The following is a 13,845-nucleotide window of genomic DNA, read 5'->3' on the forward strand; positions in this document are numbered from 1 at the left end:
CCTCCTCGGATGCGATGAGCAGCGATTGCAGAGTTGGTATTCACATATTGGCTTGCTGAATAGATGTAGTCAACGGCTGCGGCGCCCGACACCGGATGATTGGCTGGAGAACATGGCGAACATGGCGAACATGGGCATGGGCATGGCTTCGGACCGTCGCGATCAGGCCGTACGAGCGGCAGTCGACCAGGCCCTGCTCACCGAGACCGAACCCGTCGCCGCCCTCCTCGACATCGCCGGCGTGCGCGCCTCCGCCGCCGCCCTCCGCGCCGCCTTCGCGGAGGTCACCGACGCGCCCGTCCTGCACGCCTTCGCCGTCAAGGCGTCCCCGCTCGTCCCCGTGCTGCGCCTGCTGTACGAGGCGGGCCTCGGCGCCGAGGTCGCCAGCCCCGGCGAGCTGGCCCTGGCCCGCGCCGCCGGGGTGACGGCGGACCGGATCGTCCTCGACTCCCCCGCCAAGACCCCCGCCGAGCTGCGCGAGGCCCTGGCCCTCGGGATCGCCGTCAACGCCGACAACCCGCAGGAACTGGCCCGCATCGACGCCCTGCGCCACGAAACGCCGAGCGCCTCCCCGCTCGGCCTGCGCGTCAACCCACAGATCGGCGGCGGGACCATCGACGCCCTGTCGACAGCCACCGCCACCTCCAAGTTCGGCGTCGCCCTGCGCGACGAGGGCGCCCGCGCCGGCGTCGTCCGGGCGTACCTCGACCGCCCCTGGCTCACCCGCCTGCACACCCACTCCGGCTCGCAGGGCGTGCCGCTGTCCCTGCTCGTCACCGGCATCAGGGAGGTGTACGGGCTCGCCGAGGAGATCAACACGGCCGCCGGGCGCCGCCAGGTCGACACCATCGACATCGGCGGCGGCCTGCCGGTGAACTTCACCTCCGACGACGAGACACCGACGTACGCGGAGTACGCCCGGCTCCTGGCCACCGAGGTCCCGGGGCTGTTCGACGGGCGGTACGGCCTGGTCACCGAGTTCGGCCGGTCACTGCTGGCCAAGCACGGCACGGTCCTGGCCCGCGTCGAGTACACCAAGACGTCCGGCGCGCGGCCCATCGCCGTGACGCACGCGGGCGTGCAGGTCGCCACCCGCACCGTCTACGACCCCGTCTCCTGGCCGCTGCGGATCGCCGCGTACGACGCCAAGGGGATGCCCAAGACGGGCGGCCCGGTCGTCGACCAGGACGTGGCCGGGCCGGCCTGCTTCGCGGGCGACCTGCTGGCCGTCCAGCGCCCGCTGCCGCGCCTCGAACCGGGCGACATCGTGGCCGCTCTGGACACCGGGGCGTACTACTTCGCGCACCACTACGCGTACAACTCCCTCGCCCGTCCGGGGGTGTACGGGTTCACGACCCGCGAGGACGGGTCGGTCCGCTTCGCGACCGTACGCCCGCCGCAGACCGTCGCCGAGATCGTCGCCGAGGCAGGTGGCGTACGCCCGGACGTGCTGCTCGTGGACTGATCGGGCATCACCCCGGACGGCGGGGGCACAACCACCCCATGACCACCACCGAAGAGCCCGCGGGAGCTCACCAGGAGCCGGCCCTCAAACGGGTCATCGGACCGAAACTGCTCATCCTCTTCGTCATCGGCGACATCCTGGGCACCGGCATCTACGCCACCACCGGCGCGGTGGCGGGGAAGGTGGGGGGCGCGCTCTGGCTGCCGTTCGCGATCGGCTTCGTCGTCGCGATCCTGACGGCGGCGTCGTACGTCGAACTCGTCGGCAAGTACCCCAAGGCGGCCGGGGCGGCCCTCTACACCCAGAAGGCGTTCAAGGTCCCCTTCCTCACCTTCATCGTCGCCTTCATGGTGATGTGCTCGGGCCTGTCGTCCGCGAGCGCGGCCGCCCGGGCGTTCAGCGGGGACTATCTCGCCGAGTTCACGGAAGGCGTGGTCCCGCCCACGCTGATCGCGATCCTCTTCATCCTCGCGCTCGCCGCGCTGAACCTGCGAGGCGTGTCGGAGTCCGTGAAGACCAACGTCGTCCTCACGCTCGTCGAGCTGACCGGCCTGTTGATCATCCTGGCCATCGGCGCCTGGGCGGTGCTCACGGGGGACGGGGAGCCGTCGCGGCTGGGTGAGTTCCAAGCGAGCGGCACCGGGTACGCCCTGATCACCAGCGTGCTGGGGGCCACCGCGCTCGGCTTCTTCGCCTTCGTGGGCTTCGAGGACTCGGTCAACATGGCCGAGGAGACCCGCGACCCGGTCCGCACCTTCCCCCGGGCCATCTTCACGGGCGTCGCGGTCACCGGCACCATCTACGTCCTGGTGGCGCTGATCTCGTCGCTCATGGTCGACTACCGCACCCTGGAGAAGTCCAGCGGGCCGCTCTTGGAGGTCGTCAAGGCCGGCGGGATCGACTTCCCGCCCAAGGCGTTCGCCCTCATCGCGCTGTTCGCCGTCACCAACTCGGCGCTCATCAACATCATGATGGCCTCGCGCCTCTGCTACGGCATGGCCAACGAACGGATTCTGCCGCGCGCCATGGGCCGCGTCCTCCGCGTCCGCCGCACCCCGGTCGTCGGGATCGTCTTCGTCTCGCTCCTGGCCGTCGGGCTGGTCTCGACCGGCGAGATCGCGGGCCTGGGCGACACGACGGCGTTCCTGCTGCTGTGCGTCTTCGCGGTGGTCAACATCGCGGTACTGGTACTGCGCCGCGACCCGGTCGAGCACGAGCACTTCCGTACGCCGACGGCGCTGCCGGTCCTCGGCGCGATCACCGCCCTCATCCTGGCCAGCCCACTTGCCGACCGGGACGCAGACGTCTACATCCGGGCGGGGGTGCTGTTGGCGATCGGTGTGGGGCTGTGGGTGGTCAACAAGGTGGTGATGCGGGTACGCGGCGAGTCGTAACCGGCGACCCTATCCCCTCCGGGGCACGTTCCTCTGGAAAATGCCAGAACTCCCACCAGGCGGGGGAACGTTGCGTAGCGTCATGGTCACAGCACCTTGAGCGCAACGGGGAACTGGGAGGGGAGCCCGCGTGCCCGGAATCGACGAGTGCCTGCGCGAAGCGATGAGCCTGCCGGGCGCGCTGGGGGCGGCCCTCGTCGACTGGACCAGTGGCCTCGCCCTCGGCACGGCCGGCCGGTCCCCGGTGGGCGACCACGAGACGACGGCGGCGGAAACGGCGGAACTGGCGCGGGCGGCGGCGGAGTACGAGTCGTTCGCCCCCGAGTCGGAGCCGGGATGGGGGCCGGGATCGGGATCGGGGTCGGGGTCCGGGCCGGAGCCGGGGCCGGGGTCGGGGTCGCGGCCGATACCGGAGTCGCTACCGGGGTCGTTACCGGCGCGGGGTCCGGCCGCGTCACCGTCGGAGGCGGTTGGGGCGGCTGGGACGGCTGGGACGGTTGGAGCGGTGGGGGCGTTACCGGCGGGGGCGGGCCCTGCCGGGGCGTTACCGGATCCGGCGGGGCCGTCGGACCGGCCGGGCGCGGCCCCGGGCGCGGCCCCGGCCCTGGTCCCGGCGCTCGTTCCGGCCCTGGTCCCGGCGCGGGCGGGGGGCGTGGACCCGAAGGCCCCGCCCGTCGAGGACGTCATCGTGACGACCCGTACCGGCTATCACGTCCTGCGGTTCGTCGAGACGACGTTCGACAGCAGCGTCTTCCTCCACCTGTGGCTGGACCGCTCCACCGGCAACCTCGCCCTCGCCCGCCTCCGCCTGCGGGAGTTGGCCGAGCGGCTGGTACTGGTATGAGCGCGCACGCCGCCAGAGCGGTCGTGTCCCCGATGCTGCTGCGGCTCGCCAGGGAGCGGGCGACCGGGGCGCTGGTGCGGGACCACGGGACCCTGTACCTCGTCGAGGGGCGGGTCGTGCACGCCGAGAGCCCGGTCGCGCCCGGGCCGGACGTCCTGCTGACGGCGGGCGGACGGCGGCCACGACGGGGCCGGATCGCTGCCGGTGAGCTGGAGATCTGCCACCTGGGCGCCCTGTTCGACGCCGCGTTCTTCGCGCTGGCGCCCGGCCGGGGCCCGGCCCGCTTCCAGTACGGCGCCGCTCACGGGACGCACGCCGTACGGCCCGTAGGTCCCGTGTCCGCGGCCGACGTGGAGCGCGAGACGCTGCGCCGCCGGGAGCTGCTCGACAGCGTGTGGCCCTACCCCGCCGTCGACACCGCGCCGGTCGTCCCGCGTGCCGCCGCGCCCGGCCAGACGGTCACCGCCCGGCAGCGCTCCCTGCTGGCCCACGCCGACGGCGTACGCACCCCCGCGCAACTCGCGTGGGCGCTGGGCCGGCCCGCGTTCCACACCCTGCTGGAGATCCGGCGGCTGGCCGCGGCCGGGCTCGTGGCGACCCCGCCCGAACCCACCCGGCACGAACCGCCCCCGTACGAGTCGGCGCGCTTCCCGTCCGACGCGCACCGCGCGGTCAGCGCGGCCAGTGCGCCCAGTGCGCCCTACGCGCCCTACGCGCCCTGTGCGCCCGACCCGGACGTCGCCCTGCTCCGCCGGCTCCGTGACGCCTTGGAGGCCCATCTGTGACCACTCGTACGCCCCGTAGGCCCCGTACGCCCCATGCCCGCTCATGAGGCGCGCCTTGCGCCAACGCGCCGAGAGGACCGAAAGGACTGAAAGGAGCGCGAGGAGCGAGAGGAGTGCGGGGAGCGAAAGGAGACAGCTCATGACCGCGGCCGAAGCCGAAGTGCTCGCCGAGCTCAGGCGCCTGCGCGCCCGGGTCCCGCAGGTGACCGGGGCGCTCGCGGGCAGCGCCGACGGTCTGGTCCTGGCCCGCGACACGGCGGACGCGGACGCCGCGGAGGGCGTCGCCGCGCTCACCGCGGCCGCGCTCGGCGTGGCGCTGCGGCTCACGGAGGCCACCGGACAGGGCGGCTTCCGCGAGCTGCTGGTCCGCGGCGAGCACGGCTACGTCGCGACGTACGCGGCGGGCGCCTCCGCCGTCCTGACGCTCCTCGCCGAGCCCCGCATCAACGTGGGCCGGCTCCACCTGGAGGCCCGGCGGTCGAGCGCGCGCATCGGCGAACTGGTCGACGGCGCCCTGCACCGGCGCGAGCCCCAACACACAGCCATCCCGCCCCTCCCGTCCCACAAACCGAAGGAAGCGTGAGAAGACCCATGGCCAACACCGAAACCGCCCTCAAGGAAGCCACCACCGTCATCGACGGCGCCTTGGGTGCCGCCCTCGTCGACTACACCAGTGGCATGGCCCTCGGCACGATAGGCGGCGGCAAGGACCTCGACCTGTCGGTCGCCGCCGCCGGCAACACCGACGTCGTACGCGCCAAGGTGCGCACCATGGAGATGCTCGGGCTGAGCGACGAGATCGAGGACATCCTGATCACGCTCGGCTCGCAGTACCACCTGATCCGGCTCCTCAAGGGCCGGGGCGCGAACGGCCTGTTCCTCTACCTGGCGCTGGACAAGGAGCGGGCGAACCTGGCGATGGCCCGCCACCAGCTCCGGAGGATCGAGGCCGAACTGGAGATATGAGACCGGCTTATGACCGGTCTACGTATGACCGGCCTGCGTACGCCCGGCGTAGGACTGGCCGGCGTACGTACGCTCAGCGGCGCCGCGCCCCGCCCGGTGCGGCGTCGCCGGCCGCGATGCCCGTCGACCGGTACCCCTTGACGGGCTTTCCGGCCGGTCCCTTGCCGAGCCAGTCGGCCCGTACCCACCACAGGGTCTCGTCGGTACGTTCCCGGTGGCCGATCCACAGCGCCTTCAGCCAGAGCCCGGCGCCCGCGCCCGCCAGCCACAGCCCGCCCGCGCCGGGCAGCGCGAACGACGAGCCGACGGCGGCGAGGAACGCGCCCAGCAGCCACCAGCGGTGGGCGCGCCGCCAGACCCGCAGCGTCACGGCGCGGTCCTGGAGGAAGTCCGCCCGCGCGGCCCGGGTGGCCTCCGTGGCCAGCCGTACATAGCGCCCTCGCCGGGCCAGGGCCACGGCGGCGGCGGTCACCAGGAAGAGCGCGGCCCCGGTCAGCAGCCCGATGCGCCGCCCGGTGAGCCCGGGCAGCAGCGCCCCGGTCGCGGCGGCCAGCAGTCCCGGCCACCACAGGGGCGCGGCCCCCGCCCGTACGACCACGGCCACTCTCGCCAGTACCTGCCCTCCGCGAGCCACGTCCGCCTCCCTGTTCACGGTCTCCTCGGTGCGGCGGGAGGGTAACGCCCCTTCCTTAAAGTCTCCTGAGAGCCCCTGAGCGGAACGCTCCGAGGGGACGTCACTCGACGAACAGCCCCCGCGCGGCCGCCGCCGCGTCGAACTCCTCCAGCCGCGCCTGCGCGTCCGGCAGCCCGTCGCACATCGCCTCCAGCAGCACCCGCCCCAGCAGCATCGGCGCGCACGCCGTGTCGAAGGCGAGGCCGGTGCCGACCGCCGCCGGGAGCAGCAGGTCGCTGTGCTTGGCGACCGGGGCGAACGCGGAGTCGGCCACGGTGACGACGGTGAGCCCGGCGTCGCGCGCGTACGCGAGGGCGTCCACGACCTCGCGGGGGTGCCGGGGCAGCGCGAAGCAGAGCAGCACGGTGGCGCCCGCCCGCACGGCGGCGTCGATCCGGTCGGTGAGCATGGTGCCGCCCTCGTCGAGCAGCCGCACGTCCGGGTGCACCTTCGCCGCGAAGTACGCGAAGCCGCGCGCCTGGGAGGAGGCGGCGCGCAGGCCCAGCACGGGCAGCGGCCGGGACGAGGCGAGCAGCCGCCCGGCACGCTCCACCGGTTCGGGGTCGGCGAGCAGTTCGGCGAGGTGCTTCAGGTTCTCGATCTCGCCCAGCACGGCCTGCTGGTATTCGTTGTACGTCGTCTCGCCCGCCGCCGCGGCGGCCGGCTCGGCGGGCGCCACCTCGCGCAGGTGCTTGCGCAGCGCCGGATAGCCGTCGAACCCGAGCGCCACCGCGAAGCGGGTCACGGACGGCTGGCTGACCCCGGCCAGCTCGGCCAGCTCCACGCTGGACAGGAACGGTACGTCGCCGGCGCGGCGCACCATCGAGTGGGCGATCCGCCGCTGGGTGGGCGTCAGCCGGTGCCCCTCGAAGAGCGCCTGCAACCGTGCGGCAGGGCTGTCGCTCATGCCGTCCCCCTGTTCCCGAGCTTCCTATTCAGTCATCCAAGACTCTGCATGACAATATGCAGCCGGGCAAGCGGCGCGAGGAGGCCGGGGGAGAACCGACCCCCGGGGGAGCCCCGGGGGTCGAAGAGGGGGGCTAGCCCCAGCGACACCACTTCTCCGGCTCCGTACCGTATCGAGCATGGAAACCCGCGACACGGAGTTCGAGAAGGAGCTCGAGAAGGAGCTCGACGCCACCCTTCAGGCCCGGCGCGAACTGGGGACGGAGTACGAGTCGGCCCTCGTCGAGTCGTTCCTGGAGAAGGTGGAGCAGCGCCTGGACGCCACGGTCGACCGCCGCGTCCGCCGCCAGGTCGCCGAGCAGCAGATGATCGTCGCCCGCGGCGCCCGCCCCGGCGGGGCGCCGGCCGTGGGGGAGAAATTCGGGGAGCGCTTCGGCTTCGCCGTCGTCTCGCTGGTCCTCGCGATCCCGCTCACGGCGATCGGCGCGGCGCACGCCGGACTGAAGGGCCTGCTCGTCACCTGGGCGGGCATAGTCGGCGTCAACGCGGCGCACTGCCTGCGGGGCATATCCCAGCGGCGGCGCCGCGATCCGGACGCGTGACGGCAGACACGCGTAACGGGAGACACGCGTAACGGGGAAGAGTGGCGCGGGGACCGCCGCACCCCCGTTGCCGGGGGGCGGGACGACGGCGGTCCCCGCGAGGGACACGGGCCCGGGTCAGGGCCGGTCTCCGCGTCCGTGGCGTTCACTGGAGGTCCGGGAGCCGCTCCGGAAGTCCTTGACGCCGACAAGGACTACAGTGCCGGACGCGTGTTAAGCGGGTGCTGCCGCAACATGTCGTGCTCGTACCGTTTCGGCGAAGCCCCGTCCCGTTGTGGCTACTTGCCGTCCTTCGCGAGGAAGGCGAGCAGGTCCTGACGGCTCACCACACCGGTCGGCTTGCCCTCGACCAGCACGATCGCCGCGTCGGCCGTGCCCAGTACGGACATCAGGTCCGCGACCGGCTCACCCGAGCCGACCTGGGGCAGCGGCGGGCTCATGTGCTTGTCGAGCGGGTCGTCGAGGGAGGCGCGCTTGGTGAACAGGGCGTCCAGCAGCTCGCGTTCGACGACCGAGCCGACGACCTCGGCGGCCATGACGTCGGGGTGACCGGCGCCGGGCTTGACGATGGGCATCTGCGAGACGCCGTACTCGCGCAGCACGTCGATGGCCTCGCCGACCGTCTCCTCGGGGTGCATGTGGACGAGCTTGGGGATGTCGCCCTCCTTGTGGCGGAGGACGTCGCCGACGCTCGCGGACGGGCCGGACTCCTCCAGGAAGCCGTAGTCGGCCATCCACTCGTCGTTGAAGATCTTCGAAAGGTAGCCGCGTCCGCTGTCCGGAAGGAGGACGACCACGACATCGTCGGGGCCGAGGCCCTCGGCGACGCGCAGCGCCGCGACGACCGCCATGCCGCAGGAGCCGCCGACCAGGAGACCCTCCTCCTTGGCCAGGCGGCGGGTCATCTGGAAGGAGTCCTTGTCGGACACGGCGATGATCTCGTCGGTGACGGTCCGGTCGTAGGCGGTGGGCCAGAAGTCCTCGCCCACGCCCTCGACGAGGTAGGGCCGCCCGGAGCCGCCGGAGTAGACGGAGCCCTCGGGGTCGGCGCCGACGATGCGGACCGTGCCGCCGCTGACCTCCTTGAGGTAGCGGCCGGTACCGGAGATGGTGCCGCCGGTGCCGACACCGGCGACGAAGTGGGTGATCTTCCCGTCCGTCTGCTCCCACAGCTCGGGACCGGTGGTCTCGTAGTGCGAACGGGGGTTGTTCGGGTTGGAGTACTGGTCCGGCTTCCAGGCACCCGGCGTCTCACGGACGAGGCGGTCGGAAACGTTGTAGTACGAGTCCGGGTGCTCGGGGTCAACGGCCGTGGGGCAGACGACGACCTCGGCGCCGTACGCCCGCAGCACGTTGATCTTGTCGGTCGAGACCTTGTCGGGGCAGACGAAGATGCACTTGTAGCCCTTCTGCTGGGCCACGATGGCGAGGCCGACGCCCGTGTTGCCGGACGTGGGCTCGACGATCGTGCCGCCCGGCTTGAGGGCGCCGCTCTCCTCGGCCGCCTCGATCATGCGCAGGGCGATGCGGTCCTTGACCGAACCGCCGGGGTTGAAGTACTCGACCTTGGCCAGGACGGTGGCCTTGAGGCCCTCGGTCACACTGTTGAGCTTCACCAGCGGGGTGTTGCCGACGAGGCTGATCATCGAGTCGTGGTATTGCACCGTAGTCTCCGGGGTCTCCGTAATGGTCCAGCCAGCGTATGCGTAGTCGGAGGCGGTTACGGGGCAGTTAGCTCTTGTACGGCAACAAGGAGGTGGCTGCCCCTATGTCGAGGGCGAGGGTGGCACGGCGGATCGCCGCCGGCGCGGCGTACGGGGGCGGCGGTATCGGGCTGCTGGGGGTGGCGGCGGTCGGGGTGCTGCTGGCCGAGGTGCAGTTGGCGAAGCGTTCGGTGGGCGGCGGTGTGGCGCCGCTGCCGCCGTGCGCGGACGGGCTGTACGGCCGGGGGTACGCGGGCGGCGCCGAGCCCCTGCGGCTCGCCCTCCTGGGTGATTCCACCGCGGCGGGCCAGGGAGTGCGCCGGGCGGGCCAGACGCCCGGCGCGCTGCTGGCCTCGGGGCTCGCGGCGGTCGCGGAGCGCCCGGTGGAGCTGCGGAACGTCGCCCTGCCGGGGGCCCGCTCGGACGACCTGGAGCGCCAGGTCACGCTGCTGCTCGCCCATCCGGGTCGGATTCCCGACGTGTGCGTGATCATGATCGGCGCGAATGACGTGACGCACCGGATGTCGCCCACGCAGTCGGTGCGGTACCTGGCGACGACCGTGCGCCGGCTGCGTACGGCGGGCGCGGAGGTCGTCGTGGGCACGTGCCCCGACCTGGGCACGATCGAGCCGGTGTACCAGCCGTTGCGGTGGCTGGCGCGGCGTGCGTCGCGCCAGCTCGCGGCCGCCCAGACGATCGTGGTCGTCGAACAGGGCGGCCGCACGGTGTCGCTGGGCGACCTGCTGGGCCCGGAGTTCGCGGCGAACCCTCGCGAGATGTTCGGGGCGGACAACTACCACCCGTCGGCGGAGGGGTACGCGACGGCGGCGATGGCGGTGCTGCCGACCCTGTGCGCGGTGCTGGGCGTGTGGCCGGAGGCGGACCTGCTGGAGGCGGACCGCCGGGAGGGCATGCTGCCGGTCGCCAAGGCCGCGGCGGAGGCGGTGGAGGAAGCCGGTACGGAGGTCACGGGCGCCCGCGCGCCGTGGGCCCTGCTCAAGCACCGCCGCCGTCGCCGCCTCCCCTCGGTCCAGGACCCGGCCCCCCTCCCCGACGACGCCCGCCCCTGACCCCTCCCGCGGACGGCGCGCCCCTCCGAAACGGTGGACCCTGAGCGGCCGCCCCGGCGCGGGCCCCGGCTCGTCGGGGTCGCCCCCCCCGGCGCGGTCACCCCGGCGCGGGCCCCGGCTCGTCGGGGTCGGCCCGGCGCGGGCGCGTGCCGTTGGGGCCGCTCCGGGGATCGCGCCCTGGGCTCTCCTTCGCAAGCTCAGTCGTTTTACGCCCTGAACACGACCCGCTGCGCGTCCCCCTTCGGGTCAGCCACGGGAAGCCCGCCCCTTCCGGCTGCGGCGGCCCAGGGGGCCCGCCGCAGTGGGTGAAACCGCGGGTAACGGGAAGGTGCCCGGTGGCAGGCCGGACCCGCGGGTGCTGAGCGAGCGCTTAGAAATGCGGTCCGCATCACACGCCCGGCCCGATGACCTGAGCGATACGTACAGGTAACTTCCCTCTCAGTCCTGCCCCTCGCCCCTCTGGAGCCGTGATGCCCGAAGCCGTGATCGTCTCAGCCGCCCGCTCCCCCATCGGCCGGGCCTTCAAGGGCTCGCTGAAGGACCTGCGGCCGGACGACCTGACCGCCACGATCATTCAGGCCGCGCTCGCCAAGGTGCCCGAGCTCGACCCGCGTGAGATCGACGACCTGATGCTCGGCTGCGGCCTGCCCGGCGGCGAGCAGGGGCACAACCTGGGCCGGATCGTCGCCGTGCAGATGGGGATGGACCACCTGCCGGGCTGCACGATCACCCGGTACTGCTCCTCGTCGCTCCAGACGTCCCGCATGGCCCTGCACGCCATCAAGGCGGGCGAGGGCGACGTCTTCATCTCCGCCGGCGTCGAGATGGTGTCCCGCTCCGTGAAGGGCACCAGCGACGGCCTGCCCGACACGCACAACCCGCTGTTCGCCGAGGCGGAGGCCCGCACCGCCGCCCGCGCCGAGCAGGAGGGCACCGACTGGCACGACCCGCGCGAGGACGGCCTGATCCCCGACGCGTACATCGCGATGGGCCAGACCGCCGAGAACCTGGCGCGCCTCAAGGGCGTCACGCGCCAGGACATGGACGAGTTCGGCGTCCGGTCGCAGAACCTCGCCGAGGAAGCGATCAAGAACGGCTTCTGGGAGCGGGAGATCACCCCCGTCACCACGCCCGACGGCACCGTCGTCAGCAAGGACGACGGCCCGCGCGCGGGCGTGACGCTGGAGGGCGTGCAGGGCCTGAAGCCGGTCTTCCGCCCCGACGGCCTGGTGACCGCCGGCAACTGCTGCCCGCTCAACGACGGCGCCGCCGCGCTCGTCATCATGAGCGACACCAAGGCCCGCGAGCTGGGCCTCACCCCGCTCGCGCGGATCGTCTCCACGGGCGTCTCCGGCCTGTCGCCCGAGATCATGGGCTACGGGCCCGTCGAGGCGAGCAAGCAGGCGCTGAAGCGCGCCGGGCTGACCATCGGCGACATCGACCTGGTCGAGATCAACGAGGCGTTCGCCGCCCAGGTCATCCCGTCGTACCGCGACCTGGACATCCCGCTGGAGAAGCTGAACGTCAACGGCGGCGCCATCGCCGTCGGCCACCCCTTCGGCATGACCGGCGCCCGCATCACCGGCACGCTGATCAACAGCCTCCAGTTCCACGACAAGCAGTTCGGCCTGGAGACCATGTGCGTCGGCGGCGGCCAGGGCATGGCCATGGTCATCGAGCGGCTGAGCTGAGCTGTAGCGGAGGGTAGGGGTCGCCCGAGGTACGAGGGCGGCACCTGCCCGCAGCGGTAGCGAAGCGAAGCGCGACCAGAAGAGGCGAGCGGCTGAGCTGAGCTGAGCTGTAGCGGAGGGTAGGGGTCGCCCGAGGAACGAGGGCGGCACCTGCCCGCAGCGGTAGTGAAGCGGAACGCGACCAGAAGCAGCGGGCGACTCGGCTAACCCCGCCGCGTCCCAGCCGTGACCGAATCTCCCCCAGGATGTGACCTATCTCCCGGGGGAGATTCGTTTGTGCAGGTCAGCCTGATAATCCGGTAAAACCACGAGGCAAAAGACCTGTCCATTTCGTGACGTAATGCACTGACAGGGGGCGCGGGGGCACGACAAGCTGATGTAGGAAGTGCGGGGGATCGATTGAAACCGGGAGTAAGTCAGTGAGCGCCATGTCTCTCGCCCTGCTGCTGACCACGGCCACCGCCACGGCCGTGGGCGCCGCTGCCCTGCACGCCGCCCACGGGCTGCGCCGGCAGGTCACCGCGCTGCGCACGGAGCTCGCCGCCGCGAACACCGCCGACCGTACCCCCACCGTTCCGCACGCCCGCGCCGCCGAGGACATACGCGCGGCCGTCGCCGAGGCCCTCGCGGAGGAGCGGGAGCGCGAGCTGGCCGAGGCGCGGGCCTTCTGGGCCGCCCAGGAGGCGCGGGACGCCGCCGACGGGCCCGGCACGCTGCTGGGCGGGCTGACCGGACCGGGCGGCGGCACGGCGGCCGGCACGGGCGAGGACGGGCCGTTCTTCGTGCCGCGTCAGGCGGACTTCGCGGGCCTGGAGGCGCTGGACGCGATGGACGCGACCGACCTCGGCCTGGAGTACGCCGAGTACGCCGACGGCCTCGACGACCTCGACGCCCTCGCCGAGCTGCCGGACTTCCCCGGCATCACCGACAACCAGTTCCCCGAGGACTCCCCCGAGCTGGCCGCGGCCCGCCGCCGCCACCCCTCCCACCCCGACTTCGTGCCGGTCCAGACGCCCGTGGTCACCGACCACGAGCGCACCGTGGCCCGCCTGGAGGAGCTCGCCGAGACCCGCACGGCGCTCACCGACGTACGGCCCGGCCCCCTGGGCACCCTGGACGTGTACGTGTTCGCCGACGGCACGACCCTGTGCATGACGCCCGGCCACCGGGAGACCGCCGAGCGCCTCGCGGAGGCGCTGCGCCGCGGTGAGACGCCGGTCCTGCTGGGCGGGTCCGGGGTTTCCGGCGCGTACGCCCTGACCTTCTCGTGCGGCAGCGGCGCCGACGCCGAGAGCGTCTACATCCTCGCGGACCGCGTCATAGCGTCGCTGTAGCCGCCGCTCGCCGCACCGCCGCCACGGCCTCGTCCAGTTCCCGCCGGAGCAGCTCCCGCTGCGCCGGGGAACCGGCCGGGGCCGTTCGCAGAATTTCCGCCAAATCGTTGCAGGCCACCACCAACTGGTCCGCGACCGCGAACACCCCCGCGTCCGGCATGGTCCGCGGCGGCGTGTCCGGCGCCTCCAGCCGCTGCGCCCGGAGCGCCAAGTCCCTGGCCAGAGCCAGCCCTTCGGCCGCCGCGCCCCGCTGGAGCCGGCTCTGTGGCGCGGCCCGCAGCCGGTCGGCGAAGCGTTCGACGGCGGCGGTCAGTTCTGTCGTATCGAGCACGCCGCGACCCTATGCGCCGCGACGGGACTGTTGCCAACGGGCGAACGCTCAGGCACGGTGACGTGAAGGAGCACACGCGCA

14 protein-coding genes and 1 pseudogene are annotated in these 13,845 nt (G+C 72.7%); 11 read left to right on the top strand and 4 right to left on the bottom strand.

Annotated features, from left to right (window positions below; translation table 11 throughout):
* Positions 1 to 112: 112 nt before the first annotated feature.
* From ACZ46W_RS19195 to ACZ46W_RS19225, 7 genes and pseudogenes are all read left to right on the top strand, one after another.
* Positions 113 to 1,465 (top strand): type III PLP-dependent enzyme domain-containing protein, encoded by a 1,353-nt coding sequence (locus ACZ46W_RS19195; protein WP_468338958.1) that lies wholly within the window; start codon positions 113 to 115, stop codon positions 1,463 to 1,465.
* 38 nt (positions 1,466 to 1,503) lie between these two features.
* Complete coding sequence (locus ACZ46W_RS19200; RefSeq protein WP_468338960.1) at positions 1,504 to 2,859, top strand: APC family permease; 1,356 nt, start codon at positions 1,504 to 1,506, stop codon at positions 2,857 to 2,859.
* Between the two features lie 130 nt (positions 2,860 to 2,989).
* Positions 2,990 to 3,199 (top strand): annotated as a pseudogene (locus tag ACZ46W_RS19205) (hypothetical protein); the annotation flags it as partial.
* A 165-nt stretch (positions 3,200 to 3,364) separates the two neighbouring features.
* A complete protein-coding gene (locus tag ACZ46W_RS19210) occupies positions 3,365 to 3,703 on the top strand; it encodes a hypothetical protein (protein WP_468339826.1) in 339 nt (112 codons plus the stop codon).
* Positions 3,700 to 4,488 (top strand): transcriptional regulator, encoded by a 789-nt coding sequence (locus tag ACZ46W_RS19215; RefSeq protein WP_468338962.1) that lies wholly within the window; start codon positions 3,700 to 3,702, stop codon positions 4,486 to 4,488. The genes ACZ46W_RS19210 and ACZ46W_RS19215 overlap by 4 nt, the downstream gene beginning before the upstream one ends.
* Positions 4,489 to 4,531: 43 nt before the next feature.
* Positions 4,532 to 5,071: a roadblock/LC7 domain-containing protein gene (locus ACZ46W_RS19220; protein ID WP_468338964.1), complete on the top strand. Its 540-nt coding sequence runs from the start codon at positions 4,532 to 4,534 to the stop codon at positions 5,069 to 5,071.
* A gap of 8 nt (positions 5,072 to 5,079) precedes the next feature.
* Entirely contained in the window at positions 5,080 to 5,454 is a 375-nt protein-coding gene (locus ACZ46W_RS19225) for a hypothetical protein (protein WP_468338966.1), read from the top strand.
* 73 nt (positions 5,455 to 5,527) lie between these two features.
* Here the strand turns inward: ACZ46W_RS19225 and ACZ46W_RS19230 are convergent, their stop codons facing one another.
* On the bottom strand, positions 5,528 to 6,088 hold the full coding sequence (locus ACZ46W_RS19230; protein ID WP_468338968.1) for a hypothetical protein: 561 nt from the start codon (positions 6,086 to 6,088) through the stop codon (positions 5,528 to 5,530).
* 100 nt (positions 6,089 to 6,188) lie between these two features.
* Positions 6,189 to 7,034, bottom strand: a complete 846-nt coding sequence (locus ACZ46W_RS19235) for a MurR/RpiR family transcriptional regulator (protein WP_366128612.1) — start codon at positions 7,032 to 7,034, stop codon at positions 6,189 to 6,191.
* A gap of 178 nt (positions 7,035 to 7,212) precedes the next feature.
* Here ACZ46W_RS19235 and ACZ46W_RS19240 point away from each other — a divergent pair, with 178 nt between their 5' ends.
* Positions 7,213 to 7,635, top strand: a complete 423-nt coding sequence (locus ACZ46W_RS19240; protein ID WP_468338971.1) for a hypothetical protein — start codon at positions 7,213 to 7,215, stop codon at positions 7,633 to 7,635.
* A gap of 278 nt (positions 7,636 to 7,913) precedes the next feature.
* Here the strand turns inward: ACZ46W_RS19240 and ACZ46W_RS19245 are convergent, their stop codons facing one another.
* Entirely contained in the window at positions 7,914 to 9,299 is a 1,386-nt protein-coding gene (locus ACZ46W_RS19245) for a cystathionine beta-synthase (RefSeq protein ID WP_468338973.1), read from the bottom strand.
* 104 nt (positions 9,300 to 9,403) lie between these two features.
* On the opposite strand from ACZ46W_RS19245, the gene ACZ46W_RS19250 reads away from it, so the two are divergent.
* The 3 genes from ACZ46W_RS19250 to ACZ46W_RS19260 all read left to right on the top strand — a co-directional run bounded on the left by ACZ46W_RS19250 (position 9,404) and on the right by ACZ46W_RS19260 (position 13,433).
* Complete coding sequence (locus tag ACZ46W_RS19250; RefSeq protein ID WP_468338975.1) at positions 9,404 to 10,408, top strand: SGNH/GDSL hydrolase family protein; 1,005 nt, start codon at positions 9,404 to 9,406, stop codon at positions 10,406 to 10,408.
* 470 nt (positions 10,409 to 10,878) lie between these two features.
* Positions 10,879 to 12,099, top strand: coding sequence for an acetyl-CoA C-acetyltransferase (locus ACZ46W_RS19255; protein WP_468338977.1), 1,221 nt, complete (start codon positions 10,879 to 10,881; stop codon positions 12,097 to 12,099).
* 428 nt (positions 12,100 to 12,527) lie between these two features.
* Positions 12,528 to 13,433 carry a hypothetical protein gene (locus tag ACZ46W_RS19260; protein ID WP_468339828.1) on the top strand — a complete coding sequence of 302 codons (906 nt, stop codon included), beginning with the start codon at positions 12,528 to 12,530 and terminating at the stop codon, positions 13,431 to 13,433.
* Here ACZ46W_RS19260 and ACZ46W_RS19265 read toward each other — a convergent pair.
* Positions 13,417 to 13,764: a hypothetical protein gene (locus ACZ46W_RS19265; RefSeq protein ID WP_468338979.1), complete on the bottom strand. Its 348-nt coding sequence runs from the start codon at positions 13,762 to 13,764 to the stop codon at positions 13,417 to 13,419. The genes ACZ46W_RS19260 and ACZ46W_RS19265 overlap by 17 nt on opposite strands.
* Positions 13,765 to 13,845: the final 81 nt, after the last annotated feature.

The organism is Streptomyces sp. NPDC031064 (assembly GCF_055570965.1).